Raw genomic sequence first — 23,808 nt, forward strand, 5'->3', positions numbered from 1 at the left:
TTCATTCGGTGATGGTCTCGCCGGTTTTCACGGTGACCGCAATCTTTCGGGTGTACGGCGGCAACGGCCTGAGCATCTCGGCCAGGCTGACCGCGCGCAGCGCGTTGTCCAGCACGCTGTTGATCCGCTGCCAGCTGCCGCGCACGCCGCATTGCGATTCGCGATCGCACTGGCCCTCGCCTGCACTGCATTCGGTCATGCCGATCGGGCCTTCCAGCGCCTCGACGATCTCGGCCAGCGAAATCTCGCTGGCCGGCCGGGCCAACCGGTAACCGCCATTGACGCCGCGGAACGACTCGACCAGGGCGGCGTGGCTCAGCGCCTTCAGCAGCTTGCTCACCGTCGGCAGTTCCAGATGCGTTTCGTCGGCGATCTGCGCCGTGCTGAGCACATCGGCCGGGTGCGCGGCAATGCAGGTCATCACCACGGTGGCGTAATCGGTAAGTCGGCTGACGCGAAGCATGGGTACGCTCGGGCCTGGACGGTCGAATCGGGACTAAAATGGTACTGATTTGGTGCACCGCGGTCAATCCGCGCCATGCACCATGATCGGGCAACGCCCATTGTGAGTTGCCCGCGAGTCGTGCATGCAAAGCCATCGATACAGCACCCGCGCGCACAATCCCTGCCCGGCCCCTGCGCTGCGGCGCTGGCATGCATCGTGCTGCCACGTTGCAACAAGACTCACGGGCGCTGGAGCGCGACATGAAATGGATCACGGCCATCATCAAGCCGTTCACGCTGGACGACGTACGCGAAGCACTGGCCGAAGCCGGCGTACAGGGCATGACAGTGACCGAAGTAAAAGGCTTCGGTCGCCAGCACGGACATACCGAGCTGTATCGCGGCGCCGAATACGTGGTCGACTTCCTGCCCAAGCTGAAGATCGAAGTGGCGGTGAGCGACGACCGCCTCGACCATGCGATCGAGGCGATCAGCACGGCGGCCCGCACCGGCAGGATCGGCGACGGCAAGATTTTTGTCGGCACGCTCGACCAGGTCATCCGCATCCGCACGCAGGAGCTCGACGCCGACGCGCTCTGACGCCATCGTCGCAGCTGTGCTGAGCGAGAGCATCTCGCCACTGCGCCGGCGGCTCGCTAAGCTGGCGCAGTCTTCCCATCTGTTGTTGCCATGACTCAAACGCCCGACCGCGCCGTCGCCCGCCTCGCCTGGACTCGCCAGGTACTGGGCGACGACACGCTGACACTGGCATCCGCCTCGGCCGACGCCAGCTTTCGCAGTTACTGGCGGACCCGGCACGACGGCCGCAGCTGGATCGTGATGGACTCGCCACCGGCGCAGGAGGATCCGCGGCCATGGCTGGAGATCGGTGCGCGACTGTCCGCGGCCGGCCTGCACGTGCCGGCGGTGTATGCGCAGGATCTGGCACAAGGCTTCCTGTTGATCGAAGATCTCGGATCGCAGCTGTACCTGCCGGCCTTGAACGACAGCACGGTGGATGCACTGTACGGCGACGCCATGGACGCGCTGCTGCGCATGCAGCGCGATGCGGACGTGACCGGCATGCAGCCGTACGACCACGCCTTCCTGCAGCGCGAACTGGAGATCATGCCGGAGTGGTTGCTGGCGCGGCACCTGGGCCATACGCCCGAGTGCGAGGAATGGGACGTGCTGGAGTCGGCATTCACCGTGCTGCTGCACAATGCACTGGAGCAGCCGCGCTGCTTCGTGCACCGCGACTACCACAGCCGCAACCTGCTGATCGTCGGAGCCGGCAAGCCGGCAACCATCGCGCCGCAGATGTCGAACCCCGGCATCATCGATTTCCAGGGCGCATTGATCGGCCCCATCACCTACGACCTCGCTTCGCTGCTGCGCGACTGCTACATCGTGTGGGACCGCGTACGTGTCGAAGCCTGGGTCGAGAGCTATCGGCACCGCCTGCAGGCGGCACGGCTGATTGCTGCGGATGTCGACCGCGAACGATTCCTGCGCTGGTTCGACTTGATCGGCCTGCAACGGCACATCAAGGTGCTCGGCATCTTCTGCCGGCTGTGCTATCGCGATGGCAAGCCCGGTTATCTCGACGATCTGCCGCGGGTATACGACTACGTGATCGACGTGGCCATCCGTTATCCCGAGCTGGCCGAATTCGTGGCGCTGCTTCGGCGTTGCGTGGGTGAACGCGATCTGCGCCGACCGGTGGCCGCATGAAGCACGCGCTGATCTTCGCCGCCGGCCTCGGCGAGCGCATGCGGCCGCTGACCGATCACACGCCCAAACCGCTGCTGCCGGTAAACGGCAAGCCGCTGATCGTGTGGCATCTGGAAAAACTCGCCGCGGCGGGTGTGCATTACGTGGTGATCAACACCTCGCATCTGGCGGAACAGTTTCCCGACACCCTGGGCGACGGCTCGCGCTGGGGTTTGCGTATCCGCTATGCCTACGAAGGCATCACGCCACTGGAAACCGGCGGCGGCATGTTGAACGCGCTGCCGCTGCTGGGCAGCGCGCCGTTCATCGCGGTGAACGGCGACATCTGGTGCGATGTCGACTTCACTACCCTGCCTGCCGAGCCGGCCGGCCTCGCCCACCTGCTGCTGGTCGATAATCCGCCACAGCATCCGCACGGCGATTTCGCGCTGGATGCGCAAGGCATCGTGCATGACGAAGGCGACGTCCGGCTGACCTTCAGCGGCGTCGGCGTGTATCGGCATGAGCTATTGCGCAACTGGCGCACGGTGATCGGCAACGCAGCCGGCGCCGAAGCCCAGCCGCCACGCTTCCGGCTCGTGCCGCTGCTGTGCGCGGCGATGGCGAATGGTGCGATCAGTGGCAGCCACCATGGCGGCAAGTGGACCGATGTTGGTACGCCGCAGCGGCTCGCCCAGCTCGAGGTGGAACTGCGCGGATAGCGCGCACGGATGATCTGAATAAAAAACGGCCCGGTACAAACCGGGCCGTTACGTTTCGACAGAACCTGTGCGCTTACGGGCGCCGCGCCAGTTCCGGATTTTCCTTGGTGACCGGCATCAGATCCTTCTTCGACACACCCAGCCACAACAGGATCGGGCTGGCGACGAAGATCGACGACAGCGTGCCGACCACGATGCCGATCAGCATCGTCACGGCGAAACCGTGCACGGCAGGGCCACCGAAGAAATACAGCGCACCCATGGTGATCGCCGTGAACAGCGAGGTGATGATCGTTCGCGACAGCGTGTTGTTGATCGAGCGGTTGAGGATCTCCTCGGGCTCGGCCTTGCGCGCCAGCCGGAACAGTTCGCGGATACGATCGAACACCACCACCTTGTCGTTGATCGAGTAACCGATCACCGCCAGCACCGAGGCCAGCACGGTCATGTCGAACTCGCGCTGGACCAGCGCCAGGATGCCCAGCGTCACCAGCACGTCATGCACTTCGGTGGCCACCGCCGCGATCGCGAAGCGGCGCTCGAAGCGTATCCACAGATAGGCCATGATGCCGAGAATCACAAACACGGCGGCCACAGTGCCGTCGCTCTTCAGCTCGGCGCCGACTTCGGCGGTAACCAGTTCGCGGTTCTTCAGCTTGGCGTCGGGACGCGAAGCGTTCAGCGTCTTGACTACATCTGAAGCGATAAGGTCGAGGTTGACCTTGCCATTGGCATCAACCGCCTTCTGGTCTTCCTTGGGCTGCATGCGGATCGATACTTCGCGGGTACCGCCCAGGCTCTGCACTAATGCATGGTCGAAACCACCCTTCTCCAGCGCCGCGCGCACGTCGGCGATTTCCACCGACTGATCGTAATCGATCACCATCGAAACACCGCCGGTGAAATCGAGTGCGTAGTTCAGAGGCTTGATCACCAGCATCACAACCGAGGCGATCATCAGGAACAAGGCGATGGCGATGCTGTACTTGCGCATGCCAAGGAACGGGATGTTGCTGTCGTGATTGAAAATTTCCATGGTGGTTCCTTAGACCGACAGCGTCTTGAGCTTGCGGTGGCCGTGGATCAGCGCGGTGAACGCATGAGTCAGCGTCACCGAGGTGAACAGCGAGGTCAGGATGCCGATCATCAGCGTCACGCCGAATCCCTTGATCGCGCCGGTACCCATCGTGGTCAGCGCCAATGCGGCGATCAGGTGGGTGACGTTGGCGTCCAGAATGGTCGACCACGCCTTCTCGTAACCGGCCCGGATCGATGCATGCGGCGTGGAGCCGTTGCGCAGCTCCTCACGTATGCGCTCGCAGATCAGCACATTCGCGTCGATCGCCATGCCGAGGGTCAGCACGATACCGGCCACGCCCGGCATGGTCAGGGTAACGCCGATCAGCGACATCACCGCCAGCAGGATCACCAGGTTGAAGAACAGCGCGATATCCGCGACCAGGCCGAACAATTTGTAGTAGACCGCCGCCGCCAGCAGCACCAGCGCCAGGCCCAGCATCACCGCCTTGAAACCCTTGTCGATGTTGTCCTGACCCAGGCTGGCGCCGATCACTCCCTCTTCGACAATATCCATCGGTGCGGCCAGCGCACCGCCCTTGAGCAGCAGCGCAAGGTCAGAGGCTTCCTTCGGGCTGCCCAGGCCGGTGGTCTGGAACTGCCTGCTGAAGGGGCTGGCGATCGAGGCGTCGTTGATCACCGTCTCGGTGATTTTGGGAACACGCACTTCCTTGCCGTCGACGATCTTTGTCTCGTAGACCTGTTCGACGTACACCACCGCCATCGGCTTGCCGACGTTGGCATTGGTGAAATCGCCCATCTTCTTGGCGCCGGCCGCGTTTAAGGTGACGTCGACCTTGGGCGTACCACTCTGCTGATCGATGCCCGAGGAGGCATCCACCAGCTGATTGCCGGTCACGATGATCTGCTTGCTCACTAGCACGGGCAGATTGCTGCCCCGCATACGGTAGAGGTTGGCGTCCGGCGGAATGCTTCCGGTCCGCGCCGCTTCCTGCGCCCGCGCGTCGCCGGCCTGGCCGATACCCGGGCGGTATTGCAGCGTGGCCACGGCGCCGATCAGCTTCTTCGCCTCGGTCGGATCCTGCACGCCGGCCAGCTCGACCACGATGCGGCTTTCGCCCTGCTGCTGGATCAACGGCTCGGACACGCCCAGCGCATTGATGCGGTTGCGCAGCGTGCCCAGGTTCTGGGTGATCGCACTACGCGACAGATCGCGCAGCTTCTCCGGCTTGATCACCACGTTCAGCACGAAGCGGTCGCCGGTGTTGGCACCGTTTGCCACGTTGAGGTCGGTGTATTCGTTGGCGATCGCGTCGGCGGCCGTGGAACGATCGGCGGCCGAACGCAGGACCACGGCGATACCCTGCTCGCGCACGGTATTGCGGGTGACCGACTCGTAGCGGATGTTCTTCTGCCGAAGCAGAGTGCGGATATCGTCGGCGTAGCTGTTTTCCTGCTTGTCGATCGCATCGTTCTGATCGACCTGCATCAGGAAGTGCACGCCGCCCTGCAGGTCCAGGCCCAGCGGCATCGAACGGGCGCCGATCGCGCGCAGCCAGGCGGGCACATTGGACTGCAGCTTGAACGCCACCGTATAGCCGTCGCCCAGTGCCGACTTGATGACGTCGGCGCCGCTCTTCTGCACGTCCGAGTTGGCAAATGTCGCCAGCAGATGGTCGCCTTCCACCACCACGTTGTTGACCGCGATGTGCTTCTCGGCCAGCGCAGCCATCGTCTTCTGCTGCACGGACTGGTCGATAGGCGGAGCGTCGCGGTTGGCAGTGACCTGCACCGCCGGCAACGGGACAAATGCATTCGGCAAGGCGTAGATGACGCCGAACAGCATCACCAGCGCGACCAGCGCGTACTTCCAGCGGGGAAAATCACTCATGCCCTGAATCCATCAAAGCCGCGGCAACAGGCCGCGGGGAAGCAACAATCGAGGAATAATCGTGTGAGAGGCCAACGCGGGGCGGCGCCTCGAAACCGACGATCAGACGGACTTCAGCGAGCCCTTGGGCAGCACCTGCTGGACTGCCCCCTTCTGTACCTTGACCTTCACGTTGGTCGCAATCTCGACCGTGATGAACGTCTCGCCCACTTCTTCCACGCGCCCGGCGATGCCGCCGTTGGTGACCACTTCGTCGCCCTTGGCCAGAGCGGCAATCAAGGCGCGATGCTCTTTCTGGCGCTTCATCTGCGGACGAATCATCATGAAATACATCAGGCCGAACAGCACCACCATCATGATGATCATTTGCAGGCCACCACCGGCGGCGGGCTGCGCGGCAGCGGCCTGGGCGATCACGGGGGAGATCGGAAAAGTCATCGTTTTGTCTCGCAAGTTGTGGCGCAGCCAAGGATTTCAGCTGAACGCCTGATAAAAGATCGTTGATTATGCCATGCACCCCGGAGCCGTGCACTGCGTGCCGGGCCCAAGGGTTATGGCGACATACCGGGCGTTTGCAAGCGCCGGGGCGGACTGCGACTCCGAGCTGGGCGGATCGCCCCGGATCGCCCGCCAGCGGGCTCCTACGCGATCTCCGTACCCTGGCGACGGGCGTAGAACCCGGTGGTGAACGCTTCCAGTGTGCGGTTGGCGATCGCCTCGCGCAGCCCGACCATCAGCCGCTGGTAGTAGCGCAGGTTATGAATGGTGGCGAGCTGGCTGCCGAGGATCTCGTTGCAGCGGTCGAGATGGCGCAGATAGGCCCGGCTGAAGCCATTGCTGCAGGCGTAGCAGTCGCAGCCCTCCTCGATCACCCGCGTATCTGTGGCGAACTTCGCGTTGCGGATGCGCAACGTGCCCTCGGCGGTGAACAGGAAACCGTTGCGCGCGTTGCGGGTCGGCATCACGCAGTCGAACATGTCGATGCCGCGGCGCACCGCCTCCACGATGTCTTCCGGCCGGCCCACACCCATCAGGTAGCGCGGTTTGTCCGCCGGCAGCAGCGGCACGGTGAAATCCAGCGCGTGGTTGCGCTCGGCCTCCGGCTCGCCGACCGCCAGACCACCGACCGCGTAACCGTCGAAACCGATGTTCACCAGTCCCGCGGCGGAACGCTGTCGCAGGTTCTCGTACACGCCGCCCTGCACGATGCCGAACAGCGCGTTCGCATTCCTCAGGTCGTCGAACGCCCGGCGCGAGCGCTCGGCCCAGCGCAGCGAGAGCTCCATCGAGTCGCCGGCCACCTTCTCGGTGGCCGGGTACGGTGTGCACTCGTCGAAGATCATCGCGATGTCCGAATCCAGCGTCTTCTGGATCTGCATCGACACTTCCGGCGACAGGAACACTTTCGAACCATCGACAGGCGATGCGAACGTCACCCCTTCCTCGGTGATCTTCCGCTTGTGCGCCAGCGAGAACACCTGGAAGCCGCCGGAGTCGGTGAGGATCGGCTTGTCCCAGCCGATGAACTTGTGCAACCCACCGAACCTCTCGACGATCTCCAGTCCAGGCCGCAGGAACAGATGGAACGTGTTGCCAAGAATGATCTCGGCACCGATCTCGGTGACGTCGCGCGGCGTCATCGCCTTGACCGAGCCATACGTGCCCACCGGCATGAACGCCGGCGTTTCCACGGTACCGCGGGCAAAGGTCAGGCGACCGCGGCGGGCGGCGCCGTCGGTGGCGAAGAGATCGAAATTCATGGCAGTCATCCGCCCAGTTTAACCGTTGCCGCCACTTAGCCGCCCTGCGGCAGGATGAGCATCGCGTCTCCATAGGAGAAAAACCGGTAACCCTGCTCGACCGCATGGCGATACGCATCGAGCATGAATTCGCGCCCGGCCAGTGCCGACACCAGCATCAGCAAGGTCGACTGCGGCAGATGGAAGTTGGTGAGCAGCCCATCGATGCTGCTGAAGTGGTAGCCGGGGAATATGAAGATCTGCGTTTCACCGGCGAATGGATGCAGCTCGCCGTCCTTGCTGGCGCTCTCCAGCGCGCGCACCACGGTGGTACCTACGGCAATGACCCGGCCGCCATTGGCCCGGGTGCGGCGGATCTGCCCGATCAGGTGGGCGCCGACATTCAGCCACTCGCGGTGCATGTGATGATTCTTCAAATCATCCGCACGCACCGGCTGGAACGTACCGGCACCGACATGCAAGGTGATGTAGCCGAACTCGACGCCACGTTCGCGCAGCGTCGCCAACATCGCCTCATCGAAATGCAGGCCGGCGGTGGGAGCGGCCACCGCGCCGGGCTCGCGTGCGAACACGGTCTGATAGCGCTCCATGTCGCTGGCGTCGGCGTGCCGCTCGATGTACGGCGGCAGCGGCATCTCGCCCAGTTTGAGCAGCAGCTTTTCCAGCGGCTCCTGCGCCTCGAAGCGCAGTCGGAAAAAGCCTTCGTCACGGCCCAGCACCACGGCGTGGCTGCCGTCGGCCAGTTCGATCCGGCCACCTTCCTTCGGCTTCTTGCTGACCCCGAGCTGCACGGTCGCCTCGTGCGCGCCGGTAACCCGCTCGATCAGGATCTCCACCGCACCGCCGGTATCCTTGCGCCCATACAACCGGGCCGGCAGCACGCGGGTGTCGTTGAACACCAGCAGATCGCCCCGCCGCAGGAAATCCGGCAAATCACGAAACATCCGGTCCTGCCGCGAATGTGCCGGCACATCAAGCAGCAGCATGCGGCTGGCCGAGCGCTCGGGCAGTGGTGCCTGAGCAATCAGTTCGGGCGGCAGTTCAAAATTGAAATCGGATTTCTTCAAGAGGTATTCGGCCGGCAAGCGGTAACGAGGCATTATCCCGCAAGCGCCAGTCCTTGCGTGTCGAACTACAACCAGCCCTTTTGCCGCGCCAGTCGATACGCCTCGATGCGATTGGCGACGCCGAGTTTGCCGATGGCTTCGGACAGGTAATTGCGCACTGTTCCATGCGACAGACTCAATTGCGTGGCGATGTCGCCGGCAGACTGGCCTTCGCCGGCCAGCCGCAATACCTGGCGCTCGCGATCGTTCAGCGGATCGGCTTCGGACCAGGCTTCCAGCGCCAGCTGCGGGTCGATCGCGCGGCCGCCGCGATGCACGGTACGCAATGCTTCGGCGAGGTTCTCGGCGGGCGCATCCTTCAGCAGATAGCCGGATACCCCGGCATCCAGCGCGCGGCGCAGGAAGCCGGGCCGTGCGAAGGTGGTGACGATGACCACCTTGATCGGCAATGCCTGGCGCTGGATGCGCTGGGCCAGCTCCAGCCCGGTCAGGCCAGGCATCTCGATGTCGGTGACCAGCACATCGGGCTTCAGCCTTTGAATGTCTCGCCACGCCGCTTCGCCATCCGCGGACGAACCGAGCACCTCGATGTCGGATTCCAGGCTCAGCAGCGCCGACAACGCCCCGCGCACCATCGCCTGATCCTCGGCCAGCAGGATGCGGATCATCCGGCGGTCCTTCGGTTGGCATCGCCGTGTGCGGAAAACAACGGTGATCTTTTCATGCTGCCGGTTGTCCTGAATCCGTTTCGGCCATTGCTGCATCGATGGGCATGCCCGCTGGCGCATGCGACGTTTCGACCAGCCGCAAGATCGGCAGCGGCGCAGTCACCCTCAGGCGAGTGCCCTGACCACGGGGCGATTCGATCGTCAGCGTCCCCGCCAACGCGCGCACGCGCTCGCGCATGCCGCACAAACCATTGCCGTCCTGGCCGATGCCGCCGCGACCATTGTCGCTGATCAGCATGCATACACTCGAACGTTCGCGCGTCAGCTCGATCCGGGCGCGGCTGGCCTCGGCGTGGCGCGCAATATTGGTCACCGCCTCGCGCAATATCAGCGACAGGCCGCGCTCGACGTCGCCAGGCAGGTCGGTGGGCAGATCGCCGTAATCCAGATGCACCCGGGAGGATTCAAGCAACAGCCGCGCCGAAGCCAACTCGGCGGCGAGATCGGTGGCGCGGATGCCGGTGACCGCGCTGCGCACCTCCGCCAAGGCGTGACGTGCCACCTTTTCCGCTTCCTCGACCTCGCGCCGGGCTGCATCGACATCACGGTCGAACAGCTTGCGCGAGAGTTCGAGCTTGAGGGTGATCAGCGACAAGGTATGACCTAGCAGATCGTGCAGGTCGCGCCCGATCCGCTCCCGTTCCGCCGTCGCGGCAAGCCGGCGCACCTCGTCGTGAGAAAGGCTGAGCGCCACGTCCTTCTGCTGGTGGATCTGCTCGACCGTGAGAATGGTGCAGATAACGAAGACCGTGACCGGCATGATCACCAGCAACGATTGCGGATAGCCAATCCACCAGGCCAGCGCCACGTAGACGGCATTGAGCAGCAACACCTGGATCACATAGCTGCGAAAGTGCCGCATGTCGCAACGGCTCAGCATCACGCAGGCATACACGAAGTAGCTGAGCCCGCTGGGATACCAGTGCAGCAAACTGAAGCACAGCGCGGCCATGCCCCACGCATAGAAATAGGCGGTCCGCCGCGGTGCCAGTTGAACCTTGGCGAACAGCAACAGGAATACCGGATACGAGGCCAGCGTGCACAACAGCCAGGTCCTGGTGTAGCCACGCAGGCCATGATCGAACAGCGGCGTGATGAAGATCCACATCGACCACAGCAAGTGCACGCTATCGGCCCAAGGCGATTTGCCGCGGCGAAGGTCGTCGGCCACACCGGAATCCGGTGCCGGCGCAAACCATCGGGTAATGAAGCCTGGAATCATGGCGGCGCTCTTCGCTAGCGGCTCGGACGGGACAGCATGCTACTTCAACCGTTGCGCCGCAGCCGTCGGGCCGCCAGCAGCAGAAAACCGGCGGCGAACCCGATCAGCACCAGCACGTGTGGCAGCAGCGGTTGCTGATCGAGGCCCACTGCTGCCAGCGCCAGCCTGTCGAGGTGATAGCTCGGCCATACTGGTGCGATCTGCTGCAGGAACTTCGGCAGCAGCGGCAGCGGCATCCACAGGCCGGACATGAACGACATCGGCAGATAGATTAGCTGCAGCATGCCGGGCGCACCCTGCCCCTTGATCAAGGTGCCAACGAACATGCCCAGCGCACAGAACGGCAGCACGCCGAGCATGCCGGTGAGCAGCAGCGCGCCGGCCTGGGCCAGGTTCAGCGTCACGTGCCCCAGCGTCAGCGCCATCACCAGGAGCAACAGGATGACTACCGCGGCAGCGGCCATCGCCATCAGCATCTTGCCCAGCAGATAGGCACCCGGTGGCATCGGCAGCGCACGCTTGAAGGTCAGCAGCCCACCGTCGCGCTCCAGCGCCAGCGACACACCGAAACCGAACAGGCCCGGACTCATCACGCCGAACACGCCGTAGCTGGCCAGCAGATAACGCGCTGCATCAGCACCCTCGGACTTCGCCATGAACACGCCGAACAGCAGGTAGAACATCCCCGGGAACAGCATGATCGGCAGCATGAAACCCGGCGCCCGCATGTAGCGCAGGCATTCGCTGCGCGCCTCTTCCAGATAGGCGCCGATGACGCGACGGCGCGGCATCACGAGTGACGTCGGCTCGTTGACAACTGGTTCGTTGACAGACATGACGGTTTCCATCTCAGGCGGCCTCGCGCTGGTCGGTATCCGATGCCTCGTCGGCATCGCGGGTGAGTTCGGTGAATGCCTCGGCCAGGCCGGCGCGCTGCACTTCCAGTTCGCGCAGTTGCAGGTCGGCTACAAGCAAACGGCGCACCACGACTTCTGCTTCGGCGGCGGTGATATGCAGGCGTTCGTTGTCCCGACGCACTTCGCTGACCTCGGGCCAGCCGCGCACCGTATCGATCGACAGCGTACTCAGGCAGCGGATGCGTTTGAGTGCCACCCGCGCCCGCAGTGCTTCGACCGTGCCCTCGTGGATCATGCGGCCGTGCGTCATCACGCAGACGCGGTCGGCCAGTGCCTCGGCTTCCTCCAGATAATGCGTGGTCAGCAGTACCGAGCAGCCCTCGGCGAGCAGTTGCCGGATCGCTGCCCACAGTTTCTGCCGCGCCTCGATATCCATGCCCACGGTGGGCTCATCCAGAAACAACAGCTCGGGCCGGCCGCACAATGCCAATGCGAATTGCACGCGCCGCTGCTGGCCGCCGGAGAGTTTCGCGTAAGGGCGCTTGAGCAGATCACTGACGCCGGCCAGTTCGGCGGTTTCCGCCAGCGTGCGCGGTGCCGGGTAATAGCTGGCGGTCAACCGCAGCAGTTCACCCACCCGCAGCGTCGGCGGCAGTTCGGCGTTCTGCAGCATCACGCCGATCCGCCGGCGCGCCTCGATCCGCTGCGGATCCTGTCCGAACAGTTCGACCGTGCCGGCATCGGCCCGGATCAGCCCCAGCAGCAGGCCGATCGCCGTGGTCTTGCCTGCGCCGTTGGGGCCGAGCAGGGCCAGCAGTTCACCGCGCTGCAAGCGCAGATCCGCACCGTCCAGTGCGGTGAGTCGACCATAGCGTTTGACGACGCCGTCAAGGCGGGCAATCGGATCACGAGTAATTGGATCAGGGGTATGCGGCATGGGTAATCCTCCAGTGCCGCACATCCTCCACGTAGCGGGCTGCCGCAGGCAGTCGCCGGCGTCAGTCATCGGGGGTGACAGCCGTCATCCGCGGCAGGGGCACGGGGTTACGGCCGCCGACAGCGCAAGGTATCCTGTGAGGAGTAAAGCCGCCCGGTTGGCACTGCCACGGCGGCGTGAAATGCCTGAAAACGTTGAGGAAGCGCCATTCGCCTGCGTTTTCCGGCACGCGTTCACTAATGTCCGTCTCCGGCATGGCATGCCGATCGGCGGGACTACGGAGGATTCATCATGGGTGTGATCAACCAGCTGCGCGAACTGCGCGAATTCGGCGGCAAGCCGCGGACCACCGGTCTGGACGATGCCAGCATCGAGCGCATGGCAGCGAACGGTCCCCTGCTGGGTCAGGCGATTGCCGATGCCGTGGCGCGCCATCGCGAACTGCGCGCTGACATGAGTGATTTCCTGAAACTGGACGAAGCAGAACAGCTTGCCCAGGCGCAAGCCGGTTTCGTCAATTTCTACCCGGACGATGCGATCAGCCCGTACCTGCCGGCTGCTGCACGTGGCCCGTGGATCGTGACGCTGAAAGGCGCCGTGGTGCACGACAACGGCGGCTACGGCATGCTCGGCTTCGGCCACAACCACCCGGCGATTCTCGAAGCGATGAGCCGCCCGCAAGTCATGGCCAACGTCATGGCACCCAGCGTGTCGCAGCTGCGCTTTACCGCGGCGCTCAACAAAGAGCTTGGCCGCAACCGCGGCAACAACCCGTATGCGCGTTACATGTGCCTGAACTCCGGCTCCGAATCGGTCTCGCTGGCCTGTCGCATCGCCGACGTCAACGCCAAGCTGATGACCGATGCCGGTGGCCGTTACGCCGGTCGCACGATCAAGCGGCTCGCGGTGAAGGGTGCATTCCACGGCCGCACCGACAAGCCGGCGCTGTATTCCGATTCCAGCCGCAAGACCTACCAGCAGCACCTGGCCAGCTACCGCCACGAAGACAGCGTGCTCACCATCGCCCCGTATGACATCGCGCAACTGGAGGCGGCATTCGCGGACGCCGACAAGCACGGCTGGTTCATCGAGGCGATGTTCCTGGAGCCGGTGATGGGCGAAGGCGATCCCGGCCGCGCGGTGACTCCGGAGTTCTACAAGGCGGCGCGAGCGCTGACCGAGGCTCACGGCACCTTGCTGCTGATCGACTCGATCCAGGCCGGCCTGCGCGCGCACGGCGTGCTGTCGATCACCGACTACCCCGGCTTCGAGAAGCTGCCCGCGCCCGATATGGAAGCTTTCTCAAAGGCACTCAACGCCGGCCAGTATCCGCTGTCGGTGCTGGCGGTCAGCGAGCACACCGCCGGCCTGTACCGCAAAGGCATCTACGGCAACACGATGACCGCGAACCCGCGCGCGCTGGACGTGGCGCTGGCCACGCTCAATCAGCTCAGCGATGGCGTGCGCAACAACATCCGTGAGCGCGGCAAGGAATTCGTCGACAAGCTCAACGCGCTGAAAAACGAGCTGGGCGGCCTGATTACCAAGGTCCAGGGCACCGGCCTGCTGTTCTCCTGCGAGCTGGCCCCGGAGTACAAGTGCTACGGCGCCGACTCCACCGAGGAGTACATGCGCGAGCACGGCATCGGCGTGATCCACGGCGGCGTCAACTCGCTGCGCTTTACTCCGCATTTCAACGTCACCAGCGCCGAAATCGATCTGGTCGTGGCCCATGTGCGCAAGGCCTTGCTGGAAGGCCCGCGCAAGGCGGCCGCCAAGGCCGAGGCTGCCTGAGCAGCCATATGACAGCTCCCGGCTGCGGCGGCGCTCGACACGTTTCCGCAGCTGAATACTTCTTGCACGTCAGGGTTTACCCACTCCCTTGGAGTTGCCGGCCGGCATAGACTGGCACTGCCGGCAGCTGCCGGTCACCTAGGGAGGACTCAATGATGTCGATGTCACTACGTCTGCTGGCTGTCAGCGCCGCCTTCGCCTTCGCCGGCGCCACCTTCGCGGCCACGCCGCAGGCCAGCACCACGGCGCCGGCCACCAAGGCACATACGGCGCAGCAGCAACGCATGGTCGACTGCAGCAAGCAGGCCACCGGCAAGAAAGGCGATGAGCGCAAGACCTTCATGAGCTCCTGCCTGAAGGGTGAAGGCATGGCGCCGGCCGCTGCCGCGCCAATGGCCAAGCAGACCCAGCAGGAAAAAATGAAGAGCTGCAATGCGGACGCCAAGACCAAGGCGCTCAAGGGCGCCGATCGCAAGGCGTTCATGAGCAGCTGTCTGAAGGGCGGCGCTGCCGCGACTCCGTAATCTCGCTGGCTGTATCGGTGCTGCACACGCCCGCATGAGCCATGCGTGCGTGTGCAGGGCCACTTCGCTAAGCTCCCTGACTGTCGCGCGCTGCGCCATCGTTGAAGACCGTCATCCATGAAGATCGTCGAAGTCGGCCATCCGCTGATCCAGCACAAGCTCGGCCTGATGCGCCGTGCCGGCATCAGTACCAAGGAATTCCGCGAACTGGCCTCCGAGGTCGCCGCACTGCTCACCTACGAAGCCACCAAGGACCTGGAAACCGTCGAGGAACAGATTCTTGGCTGGGCCGGCCCGCTGCGGGTGCACCGGATCAAGGGCAAGAAGATCACCATCGTGCCTATCCTGCGCGCAGGCCTGGGCATGCTGCCCGGCGTGCTCGACATGATCCCGTCGGCGAAAGTCAGCGTAGTCGGCGTGCAGCGCGACGAACACACGCTGCAACCGACCGCCTACTACGAAAAACTCAGCGGCCGCATGGACGAACGCATTGCGCTGATCGTCGACCCGATGCTGGCCACCGCGGGCACCTTGATCGCCGCCGTCGACATGTTGAAGGCCGCCGGCTGCAAGCGCATCAAGGGGCTGTTCCTGGTCGCCGCGCCGGAAGGCCTCAAGCGCATCGAAGCGACGCATCCGGATATCGAGATCTACACCGCTTCGATCGATGAGCGCCTGAACGAGCACGGCTACATCCTGCCCGGCCTCGGTGACGCCGGCGACAAGATCTTCGGCACCAAGGTTGAAGCAGAAAAATAGTGGAGAGGAGCGAGAAACGAGAGGCGCGAGTCGTGCGCCTTTCTCTCGTTTCTCACTCCTCTCCACTCACTTCTCGCCTACGCACCAACTTCTCGCCTCACCGGCCGAAGCGGTCGGTCGCCTCCAGCAACTCATGCACGTTGCCTGGCTCGAACGCGGAATGGCCGGCGTCCTGCACGATGCGCAGATCGGCCTCCGGCCAGGCGCGATGCAGGTCCCATGCGCTGCGCAACGGGCAGACCACGTCGTAACGGCCCTGCACGATCACCGCGGGGATGTTGCGGATGCGGTCGATGTTGCGCAGCAGCTGGTCGTCGTGCTCGAAGAAACCCCCGTTGACGAAGTAGTGGCATTCGATGCGCGCGAATGCCAGCGCGAACTCGTCCTCGGCGCTGGATTCGATGTACGTCTTGTCCTGCCACAGGAAGCTGGTGGCGCCCTCCCATACCGACCAGGCACGGGCGGCATCGGTACGCGTCTTCGCATCGGCGCTGGTCAGGCGCCGGTGGTAGGCGCTCATCAGGTCGCCGCGCTCGACTTCGGGAATCGCGTTGAGATAGGTCTCCCAGGCGTCCGGATACAGCGCATCGCAGCCCTTCTGGTAGAACCATTCCAGCTCCCAGCGACGCAGCATGAAGATGCCGCGCAAGACCAGTTCGGTGACCTTGTCCGGATGCGTCTGCGCGTAGGCCAGCGCCAGCGTGGAGCCCCACGAACCGCCGAATACTTGCCAGCGCCCGATGCCCAGGTGTCCGCGCACGCGCTCGATGTCGGCGACCAGATCCCAGGTGGTGTTGTCAGTCAGCTCCGCATGCGGCGTGGACTTGCCGCAACCGCGCTGATCGAACAGCACGATGCGGTACACGGCCGGATCGAAGAAGCGCCGGCACTTCGGATTGGTGCCGCCACCCGGGCCGCCGTGCAGGAACACCACCGGCTTGCCGTGCGGATTGCCGCTCTGCTCGTAGTACAGCGTGTGCAACGCGGACACCTTGAGAAACCCACGGTCGAAGGGCTCGATATCGGGGTACAGCGAACGAAGCGGCGGCGACATGACGGCTCCTCAAGGCCAGCGGACGAGCCGACGAGGCTAGCACGAGCACGGCCCCGCGGCCTTCAGCCAGCTGCGAACAGCTTGCCCGGATTGAGGATTCCGTTCGGATCGAACACCTTGCGCACACCCTGCATCAGTGCGATCTCCGCCGCGCTGCGGGTGCTCTCCAGATAGGCCAGCTTGACCAGCCCGATGCCATGCTCGGCCGAGATGCTGCCGCCGTGGTGCTGCAAGGTGGCTGCCAGCAATTTGGTCACGTGCTCGCATTGCGCGATGAACGCCTCCTCGGCCAGATCATCCGGGCGCAGCACGTTGATGTGCAGGTTGCCGTCGCCGATATGGCCGAACCACACCACTTCGATCTGCGGATATTCACGCGCCAGCAGTGCCTGCATCTCGCGCAGGAATGCCGGTACCGCGCTGATCCGCACTGACACGTCATTCTTGTAGGGTCGCCGTGAGGCCAGACTCTCCGTAATGCCTTCGCGCAAACGCCACAGCGCGGCCGCCTGCGCTTCGCTTTGCGCGATCACGCCGTCGCTGACCCAGCCCTGCTCCAGTGCATGCTCGAACGCGGCCAAGGCAGCATCTTGTGCAGGCTCGTCGGCGGCATCGAACTCGGTCACCACGTAGTACGGATAATCGCCTTCGATGGCGCGCTGCGCTCCATGCGCAAGCACGTGCTCGAGCGCGCGATCGGTAAAGAATTCGAATGCCTGCAACGCCAGGCGCGCGCGAAACAAGGCAAATACCTGCATCAACGCATCCATGTCCGGCAACGCCAGCAGCATGACCTGCGACGGCGGCGGCGGATCGGTCAGCCTCAACGTGGCTTCCACCACGATGCCCAGCGTACCCTCCGAGCCGATCATCAGCTGACGGAAATCGTAGCCGCTGGAGTTCTTGATCAGGCCGCGATTGAGTTCGAGCAGTTCGCCATTGCCGGCAACCACCTTCAGTCCGGCGACCCACTCGCGCGTGTTGCCGTAGCGGATCACCCGGATGCCGCCTGCATTGGTAGCGATATTGCCGCCGATCGAGCATGAACCGCGAGCGGCGAAATCGACCGGATAGATCAGGCCATGGCTGCGGGCGGCTTCATGCACGGTCTGCAGGATGATGCCCGGCTGCACGGTGAACGTGCGATCGACGGCGTCGAAATCCAGCACGCGGTTCATCCGTTCCAGGCTCAGTACCAGTTCGCCATGGGCGGCGACCGCGCCGCCGGAGAGGCCCGTCCGGCCACCGGAAGGCACGATGGCGACCTGCTGCTCGTTCGCCCAGCGCACGATCGCCTGCACTTCGTCCACGCTGGCCGGCAGCGCAATCGCCAGCGGCGCCGGCGTCCAGCGGCGGGTCCAGTCGCGACCGTAATGTTCCAGGTCGCCCGGCGCGGTGAGCAGGCGCAGGTCGGGCAGTCGACGGCACAATTCGGCAAGACGGGGGTCGGACATGCTGGGCTCCGGGATATCCCTCCAAGCCTGCCAGCCGCATCGCTTCGCGTCCAGTGTTGCAACGCCGCAAATCGTCCCCGGCTCTGGCATAGTAGGCGTTCCTCCCTGCCCGGACCGACGCATGCAAACCTCCTACCCCCGCCGAGACATCAAGGTATTGCTGCTGGAGGGTGTCAGTGCCAGCGCGGTCGAGAACTTTCATCGCGCCGGCTACAGCCAGGTCGAACTGCATGCCAAATCGCTGCCGGAAGCCGAGTTGAAGGCACGCATCGCCGACGCGCACATCGTCGGCATCCGCTCGCGCACCCAGCTCAGCGAAGATGTGCTGGCTCAGGCCAAGCGCCTCATCGCAGTGGGCTGCTTCTGCATCGGCACCAACCAGGTGGACCTGACCGCCGCGAGAAAGCTCGGCGTGCCGGTATTCAATGCGCCCTACTCCAACACTCGCAGCGTGGCCGAACTGGTGATCGCCGAGGCGATCATGCTGTTGCGCGGCATCCCGCAGAAGAACGCGCTATGCCATCGCGGCGGATGGACCAAGTCGGCCAGCGGCAGCTACGAGACGCGCGACAAAGTGCTCGGCATCGTCGGCTACGGCCACATCGGCACCCAGGTCGGCGTGCTGGCCGAGAGCCTGGGCATGCGGGTGATCTTCCACGACATCGAAACCAAGCTGTCGCTGGGCAATGCGCGCGCGGTTTCCAGTCTGGACGAGCTGCTGGAGCGCGCCGACGTAGTCACCTTGCACGTGCCGGAAACTCCCGCCACGCAATTGATGATCAAGCGCGAGCAGCTCGCGAAGATGCGCTCGGGCGCGATGCTGATCAATGCCTCGCGCGGCAGTGTGGTCGATATCGATGCGCTGGCCACAGCGTTGCGCGACGGCCATCTGGCCGGTGCCGCCGTGGACGTTTTCCCGCTGGAGCCCAAGGGCAACGACGATGCCTTCGTCTCGCCGCTGATTGGCATGGACAACGTGATCCTCACGCCGCACATCGGCGGCAGCACGCTGGAGGCGCAGGACAATATCGGCATCGAAGTCGCCAGCAAGCTGATCCGCTACAGCGACAACGGCTCCACCTTGTCGGCGGTGAATTTCCCCGAAGTCACCCTGCCCGAACATCCGAACAGCCGTCGCCTGCTGCACATCCATCGCAACGTGCCGGGCATGCTGTCACGCATCAACGACTTGTTCTCGGCCGGCAATATCAACGTCGACGCGCAGTTCCTGCAGACCGACAGCGAAGTAGGCTACGTGGTGATCGACGTGAGCGCCGACACGCAGCAGGCCAACGTGCTGAAAGAACAACTGGCGGCGATCCCGGGTACCTTGCGCAGCCGCGTGCTGTATTGAGCGCGAGAACGGCAGCAGCTTGGCGGTTTTTCCCTTCTTCCGCATTCCCTGCTCCCGATTTCCCATGAAAAAAGCGCCCTCGGGCGCTTTTTTCATACTCGATTACCGAATTGGTCGGGGCGGCCGGATTTGAACCGACGACCCTCTGCCCCCCAGGCAGATGCGCTACCAGGCTGCGCTACGCCCCGACTGTTCGGCAAGACGACTAGTCTAACAGCTCACCGGGCCATGCCGGAAGCCATGCTCGAGCACTCGGTGCTCAGCGACGCAGCAGAGTCAGAACTTCTTCCAGTTCCATCCGCACCTGGCGCACGATCTGGTGCGAGATGCTCGCTTCCATCCGGGCCTGCGGGCCTTCCAGCCGCGCGCGCGCGCCGGTGATGGTGAAACCCTCGTCATACAGCAGCGAGCGGATCTGACGGATCATCAGAACGTCGTGGCGCTGGTAGTAGCGACGGTTGCCGCGGCGCTTGACCGGATTGAGCGCGGGGAACTCCTGTTCCCAGTAGCGCAATACGTGAGGCTTCACACCGCATAGCTCGCCCACTTCACCGATGGTGAAGTAGCGCTTGGCCGGAATGGCAGGCAGTTCGGTGTTATTCCCTTGATCCAGCATAGCCTTCGACTCTTACCTTGAGTTTCTGTCCCGGTCGGAACGTCACCACGCGGCGAGCGGAGATCGGAATCTCCTCACCGGTCTTCGGGTTGCGTCCCGGCCGCTGGTTCTTCAGCCGCAGATCGAAGTTGCCGAAACCCGACAACTTCACCTGCTCGCCGTTTTCCAGCGCTCCCCTGACGACCTCGAAATAGGCGTCCACGAATTCCTTGGCCTCACGCTTGTTGAGGCCCACGTCGAGGAAAAGCCGCTCGGCCATTTCCGCCTTGGTCAGCGCCATTTCATCCTCGCAGCTTTGCCTTGCATGTTTGCTCCAACGCAGCGACCGCTTCGCGTACGCAGCGATCCGCGTCGTCGTCAGTAAGGGTGCGTGAAGCGTCCTGTAAAATCAAGCCCATAGCGAGGCTTTTTCGGCCTGCTTCGACCCCTTTGCCGCTGTAGCGGTCGAACAGCCGCAATTCCTGCAGCCGGAGGCCGAGACTGCCGCGAACAGTCTGCTCAATCTGTGACCAGCTGATCTCTTCCGGCAGATCCATCGCGATGTCCCGCCGCACCGCCGGGAATCGCGGAACCGGGCGTGCCAGCGGCAGGCGGCGCGCCAGCAGCGGCTCCAGCGTCAGCTCGAGCACATGCACGTCGGCGCCAAGATCCAGCGTCCTGGCCAATTGCGGATGCAGCGCACCGAGATAACCCACGGTTTCGCCATCACGGGCAACGCGCGCCCCACGTCCTGGATGCAGCCAGGCTGGCAGGCCATCGGCATGCACCGACCAACGCTGCGGCTCGCCGCCCCAGGCAATCAGCGCATCCAGATCACCCTTGAGATCGTGGAAATCCAGCTGACGGGACGGCTCGCCCCATTGCTCGGCGTGCGCGTTGCCGGAGGCAACGATGGCGACGCTCGGCGTTTCGACCGGTGGATCGCCCGCCGCAAACACCCGCGCCAGTTCGAACATCCTCACCCGTTCCTGCTGGCGGGCACGGTTGTGACGCAAGGCCTCGATCAAGCCCGGCAGCAGCGAAGGACGCATGATGGCCAGATCGGCGGACAACGGATTGGCTAGCGGTACCAGCCGTTCGGTAAAACCCCAGCGCGCCAGCAACTCGGCGGACAGGAAGGACAGGTTCACCGCCTCGTAATAGCCGCGTGCGGCCAGTTGCTCGCGCAGCGCCAACTCGTTGATGCGCGCTTCCGGCTCGATGGCCAGCGCCAGCGCACCGGCCGGCGAATGCGTGGGAATGTTGTCGTAACCGAAGATGCGCGCGACTTCCTCGATCAGGTCCTCCTCGCGCTCGATGTCGAAACGACTGCTTGGCGCGGTGATCCGCCAGCCTTCGGCATGGGTTTCCACCCGCATGCCAAGCGCGGTGAAGATGCGCGCCACTTCCACATCGGCGACATCCACTCCCAGCACGCGCTTGAGACGCGCGCGGCGCAGCGTCACGGCGGCCGGCTTCGGCAGATCCGCGACGTGTTCCGCGACCAGCACCGGACCGGCGTTGCCGCCGGCAATCGCCAGCACCAGTTCGGTAGCGCGTTCCAGCGCGCGACGCGGCAGTTCCGGATCGACGCCGCGCTCGAAGCGATGCGAGGCATCGGTGTGCAGACCCAGCTTGCGCGCACGTCCCATGATCGCGGCCGGCGCGAAATGTGCCGACTCCAGGAAAATGTTGCGGGTGGTGTCCGTGACGCGCGAGTCGAAGCCGCCCATCACACCGGCCACGGCGAGTGGCTTGTGCTCGTCGGCAATCAGCACGAAGCCCTCGTCCAGCTTTGCCGTGCTGCCGTCCAGCAGCTTCAACGTTTCGCCCGCACGGGCATGACGCACCACGATGTCGCCTTGCAACGTGTCGTTGTCGAACGCATGCAGCGGTTGACCCAGCTCCAGCATGACGTAATTGGCGATGTCGACCATCGCGCTGATCGGGCGCAAACCGGAACGACGCAAGCGCTCGGCCAGCCACAACGGGGTCCGCGCCGCGGGATCGATACCTTCGACGACGCGACCCAGATAACGCGGCGCGTCCTTGCCGGCTTCCAGTCGGATACCGCGGCATGCCTTGGCGGTTACCGCAGCAGCGGCCTGTGCCGGCACGTTTACCGCACTGCCGAACAGCGCCGCGACATCATGCGCGAGACCCACCAGACCCAGACAATCGGGACGGTTCGGCGTGAGCTTCAGTTCGATACTTGCATCGGGCAGACCCATGTAATCGGCCAGCGGCTTGCCCACCGGCGCATCAAGCGGCAGTTCGAGCAAGCCGGAGGTATCGGCGTCAATATCCAGCTCCTTGGCCGAGCACAGCATGCCGAACGACTCGACACCACGCAGCTTGGCCGCCTTGATCGACAGGCCACCGGGCAGGCTCGCACCCACCATGGCCAGCGGCACCTTGATGCCGACGCGCGCATTCGGTGCGCCGCAGACGATTTGCAGCAACCCGGCTTGCCCCGCGTTGACCGTGCACACTTGAAGGCGATCGGCTTCGGGATGCTTTTCGGCAGCGACTATCTCGGCCACCACCACGCCGGCCAGGCCGTCGCCCAGCACGGTCAGCTCTTCGACTTCCAGTCCGGCCATGGTCAGCGCATGGGCCAGTGCGGCGCGGTCAGCCTTGATCTCGACCAGTTCGCGCAGCCAGTTTTCGGAAAATTTCATCGGTCTCGTTCCTGCCTTCGATTACGCGAACTGCTTCAAGAAGCGCAGATCGTTCTCGAAGAACGCGCGCAGGTCGGAGACGCCATAACGCAGCATCGCGAAACGTTCCACGCCCAGACCGAAGGCGAAGCCGCTATAGCGTTCCGGGTCGATGCCGCAGTTCTCGAGCACGTTCGGATGCACCATGCCGCAGCCGAGCACTTCCAACCAGCGAGTGGAGCCGTCCTCTGCGTCCCAGCGGATGTCCACCTCGGCCGATGGCTCGGTGAAGGGGAAGTAGCTGGGGCGAAAACGCATCTCGAAATCGCGCTCGAAGAAGGCGCGTATGAATTCCGCCAGCGTGCCTTTGAGGTCGGCCATGCTGGATGTCTCATCGACCAGCAGGCCCTCGATCTGGTGGAACATCGGCGAATGGGTCTGATCCGAATCGCTGCGGTAGACCTTGCCCGGCGCAATGATGCGGATCGGCGGCTGCCGTCCTTTCATCGCACGGATCTGCACCGGCGATGTATGCGTGCGCAGCAGGCGCCCGTCGCCGAAGTAGAAGGTGTCGTGCATAGCGCGCGCCGGATGGTGCGGCGGGAAATTCAACGCCTCGAAGTTATGCCAGTCGTCCTCGATCTCCGGGCCGTCGGCACGCTGATAACCGAGCCGCGCGAAGATCGCGGAAATACGCTCGAGCGCACGCGTGATCGGATGAATGCCTCCGCGTTCGCCATCGCGGCCAGGCAGGCTGATGTCGAGACGCTCTGAGGCGAGGCGCCGATCCATCTCGGCCTGCTCCAGAATCTGCTTGCGCGCCGCCAGCGCATCGGCGAGACGATCCTTGACCCGGTTCACCTCGGCGCCACGCGCCTTGCGCTCGTCCGGCGCCAGCGTGCCGAGCGCCTTCAGCGCCGCGGTGACGATGCCGCTCTTGCCCAACAGGCCGACGCGCAGCGCATCCAGTGCTTCCAGCGTGTCGGCCTTGTCGATATCAGTCAGCGCCTGCGCGGCGCGGCTATCCAGATCATCCATAGTGATGCGCTTCTCGCTACTTGCCCTCTCCCCTTCGGGGAGAGGGCAGGGTGAGGGGCCACTCTCGCGTTATCTCCGATTCGAAGCGTGCCTTGATAAAGGACAGGGCGGGCCCCGAACCCTCACCTCAATCCTCTCCCAAGGGGAGAGGAGGCAATCGCAGAGAGCATTTTTCCAACAAACGAAAACGGGGAGAA

At 64.2% G+C, this 23,808-nt stretch carries 23 protein-coding genes and 1 tRNA gene; 7 read left to right on the forward strand and 17 right to left on the reverse strand.

Going from position 1 to position 23,808, the window contains the following annotated elements:
- Nucleotide 1: 1 nt before the first annotated feature.
- Complete coding sequence (locus BUA26_RS02570) at nucleotides 2-463, reverse strand: SUF system Fe-S cluster assembly regulator (RefSeq protein ID WP_072757609.1); 462 nt, start codon at nucleotides 461-463, stop codon at nucleotides 2-4.
- Nucleotides 464-705: 242 nt separating this feature from the next.
- Between BUA26_RS02570 and BUA26_RS02575 the strand changes: the two genes are divergently transcribed.
- The 3 genes from BUA26_RS02575 to murU all read left to right on the forward strand — a co-directional run bounded on the left by BUA26_RS02575 (nucleotide 706) and on the right by murU (nucleotide 2,879).
- Nucleotides 706-1,044 carry a P-II family nitrogen regulator gene (locus BUA26_RS02575; protein ID WP_072759956.1) on the forward strand — a complete coding sequence of 113 codons (339 nt, stop codon included), beginning with the start codon at nucleotides 706-708 and terminating at the stop codon, nucleotides 1,042-1,044.
- A gap of 90 nt (nucleotides 1,045-1,134) precedes the next feature.
- The gene (locus BUA26_RS02580) at nucleotides 1,135-2,178 is read left to right on the forward strand and encodes an aminoglycoside phosphotransferase family protein (RefSeq protein WP_072757611.1); all 1,044 of its coding nucleotides are present in this window, start codon (nucleotides 1,135-1,137) and stop codon (nucleotides 2,176-2,178) included.
- Complete coding sequence (murU, locus tag BUA26_RS02585) at nucleotides 2,175-2,879, forward strand: N-acetylmuramate alpha-1-phosphate uridylyltransferase MurU (protein ID WP_072757613.1); 705 nt, start codon at nucleotides 2,175-2,177, stop codon at nucleotides 2,877-2,879. The genes BUA26_RS02580 and murU overlap by 4 nt, the downstream gene beginning before the upstream one ends.
- Before the next feature lie 73 nt (nucleotides 2,880-2,952).
- Here the strand turns inward: murU and secF are convergent, their stop codons facing one another.
- The 9 genes from secF to BUA26_RS02630 form a co-directional block, all read right to left on the reverse strand.
- Nucleotides 2,953-3,915: a protein translocase subunit SecF gene (secF, locus tag BUA26_RS02590; protein ID WP_072757615.1), complete on the reverse strand. Its 963-nt coding sequence runs from the start codon at nucleotides 3,913-3,915 to the stop codon at nucleotides 2,953-2,955.
- A 9-nt stretch (nucleotides 3,916-3,924) separates the two neighbouring features.
- On the reverse strand, nucleotides 3,925-5,808 hold the full coding sequence (secD, locus tag BUA26_RS02595; protein ID WP_072757617.1) for a protein translocase subunit SecD: 1,884 nt from the start codon (nucleotides 5,806-5,808) through the stop codon (nucleotides 3,925-3,927).
- 102 nt (nucleotides 5,809-5,910) lie between these two features.
- Nucleotides 5,911-6,246, reverse strand: a complete 336-nt coding sequence (gene yajC / locus BUA26_RS02600; RefSeq protein WP_072757619.1) for a preprotein translocase subunit YajC — start codon at nucleotides 6,244-6,246, stop codon at nucleotides 5,911-5,913.
- A gap of 203 nt (nucleotides 6,247-6,449) precedes the next feature.
- The gene (gene tgt, locus BUA26_RS02605) at nucleotides 6,450-7,577 is read right to left on the reverse strand and encodes a tRNA guanosine(34) transglycosylase Tgt (RefSeq protein WP_072757621.1); all 1,128 of its coding nucleotides are present in this window, start codon (nucleotides 7,575-7,577) and stop codon (nucleotides 6,450-6,452) included.
- Between the two features lie 26 nt (nucleotides 7,578-7,603).
- Nucleotides 7,604-8,635 carry a tRNA preQ1(34) S-adenosylmethionine ribosyltransferase-isomerase QueA gene (gene queA, locus BUA26_RS02610; protein WP_072759957.1) on the reverse strand — a complete coding sequence of 344 codons (1,032 nt, stop codon included), beginning with the start codon at nucleotides 8,633-8,635 and terminating at the stop codon, nucleotides 7,604-7,606.
- Between the two features lie 65 nt (nucleotides 8,636-8,700).
- Complete coding sequence (locus BUA26_RS02615; protein ID WP_072757623.1) at nucleotides 8,701-9,303, reverse strand: response regulator transcription factor; 603 nt, start codon at nucleotides 9,301-9,303, stop codon at nucleotides 8,701-8,703.
- 52 nt (nucleotides 9,304-9,355) lie between these two features.
- On the reverse strand, nucleotides 9,356-10,585 hold the full coding sequence (locus BUA26_RS02620; RefSeq protein WP_072757625.1) for a sensor histidine kinase: 1,230 nt from the start codon (nucleotides 10,583-10,585) through the stop codon (nucleotides 9,356-9,358).
- 44 nt (nucleotides 10,586-10,629) lie between these two features.
- Nucleotides 10,630-11,421, reverse strand: a complete 792-nt coding sequence (locus BUA26_RS02625; RefSeq protein ID WP_143154157.1) for an ABC transporter permease — start codon at nucleotides 11,419-11,421, stop codon at nucleotides 10,630-10,632.
- Nucleotides 11,422-11,434: 13 nt separating this feature from the next.
- The gene (locus tag BUA26_RS02630; protein ID WP_072757629.1) at nucleotides 11,435-12,379 is read right to left on the reverse strand and encodes an ABC transporter ATP-binding protein; all 945 of its coding nucleotides are present in this window, start codon (nucleotides 12,377-12,379) and stop codon (nucleotides 11,435-11,437) included.
- A 291-nt stretch (nucleotides 12,380-12,670) separates the two neighbouring features.
- Here BUA26_RS02630 and BUA26_RS02635 point away from each other — a divergent pair, with 291 nt between their 5' ends.
- From BUA26_RS02635 to upp, 3 genes are all read left to right on the forward strand, one after another.
- On the forward strand, nucleotides 12,671-14,173 hold the full coding sequence (locus BUA26_RS02635) for an aminotransferase class III-fold pyridoxal phosphate-dependent enzyme (RefSeq protein WP_072757631.1): 1,503 nt from the start codon (nucleotides 12,671-12,673) through the stop codon (nucleotides 14,171-14,173).
- A 155-nt stretch (nucleotides 14,174-14,328) separates the two neighbouring features.
- Nucleotides 14,329-14,697: a PsiF family protein gene (locus tag BUA26_RS02640; RefSeq protein ID WP_072759960.1), complete on the forward strand. Its 369-nt coding sequence runs from the start codon at nucleotides 14,329-14,331 to the stop codon at nucleotides 14,695-14,697.
- A 117-nt stretch (nucleotides 14,698-14,814) separates the two neighbouring features.
- Nucleotides 14,815-15,456 (forward strand): uracil phosphoribosyltransferase, encoded by a 642-nt coding sequence (gene upp, locus BUA26_RS02645; RefSeq protein WP_072757633.1) that lies wholly within the window; start codon nucleotides 14,815-14,817, stop codon nucleotides 15,454-15,456.
- Nucleotides 15,457-15,553: 97 nt separating this feature from the next.
- Here upp and pip read toward each other — a convergent pair whose 3' ends face one another.
- Both pip and BUA26_RS02655 read right to left on the reverse strand, forming a co-directional pair.
- Nucleotides 15,554-16,510, reverse strand: a complete 957-nt coding sequence (pip, locus tag BUA26_RS02650) for a prolyl aminopeptidase (protein ID WP_072757635.1) — start codon at nucleotides 16,508-16,510, stop codon at nucleotides 15,554-15,556.
- 62 nt (nucleotides 16,511-16,572) lie between these two features.
- Entirely contained in the window at nucleotides 16,573-17,964 is a 1,392-nt protein-coding gene (locus BUA26_RS02655) for an FAD-binding oxidoreductase (protein ID WP_072757638.1), read from the reverse strand.
- Nucleotides 17,965-18,085: 121 nt separating this feature from the next.
- Between BUA26_RS02655 and serA the strand changes: the two genes are divergently transcribed.
- Nucleotides 18,086-19,318, forward strand: a complete 1,233-nt coding sequence (serA, locus tag BUA26_RS02660; RefSeq protein WP_072757640.1) for a phosphoglycerate dehydrogenase — start codon at nucleotides 18,086-18,088, stop codon at nucleotides 19,316-19,318.
- 111 nt (nucleotides 19,319-19,429) lie between these two features.
- On the opposite strand, the gene BUA26_RS02665 is transcribed toward serA, so the two are convergent.
- The 5 genes from BUA26_RS02665 to pheS all read right to left on the reverse strand — a co-directional run bounded on the left by BUA26_RS02665 (nucleotide 19,430) and on the right by pheS (nucleotide 23,611).
- Nucleotides 19,430-19,506 (reverse strand) — tRNA-Pro (locus BUA26_RS02665).
- Nucleotides 19,507-19,577: 71 nt separating this feature from the next.
- Complete coding sequence (locus BUA26_RS02670) at nucleotides 19,578-19,934, reverse strand: MerR family transcriptional regulator (RefSeq protein WP_056386704.1); 357 nt, start codon at nucleotides 19,932-19,934, stop codon at nucleotides 19,578-19,580.
- Nucleotides 19,915-20,214 carry an integration host factor subunit alpha gene (gene ihfA / locus BUA26_RS02675; protein ID WP_007804491.1) on the reverse strand — a complete coding sequence of 100 codons (300 nt, stop codon included), beginning with the start codon at nucleotides 20,212-20,214 and terminating at the stop codon, nucleotides 19,915-19,917. Before ihfA ends, BUA26_RS02670 begins: the two co-directional genes overlap by 20 nt.
- 1 nt (nucleotide 20,215) lies before the next feature.
- Complete coding sequence (gene pheT / locus BUA26_RS02680) at nucleotides 20,216-22,594, reverse strand: phenylalanine--tRNA ligase subunit beta (RefSeq protein WP_072757642.1); 2,379 nt, start codon at nucleotides 22,592-22,594, stop codon at nucleotides 20,216-20,218.
- 21 nt (nucleotides 22,595-22,615) lie between these two features.
- A complete protein-coding gene (pheS, locus tag BUA26_RS02685; protein ID WP_072757644.1) occupies nucleotides 22,616-23,611 on the reverse strand; it encodes a phenylalanine--tRNA ligase subunit alpha in 996 nt (331 codons plus the stop codon).
- Between the last annotated feature and the right edge of the window lie 197 nt (nucleotides 23,612-23,808).

The organism is Rhodanobacter sp. OK091 (assembly GCF_900142825.1).
GTDB lineage: Bacteria > Pseudomonadota > Gammaproteobacteria > Xanthomonadales > Rhodanobacteraceae > Rhodanobacter.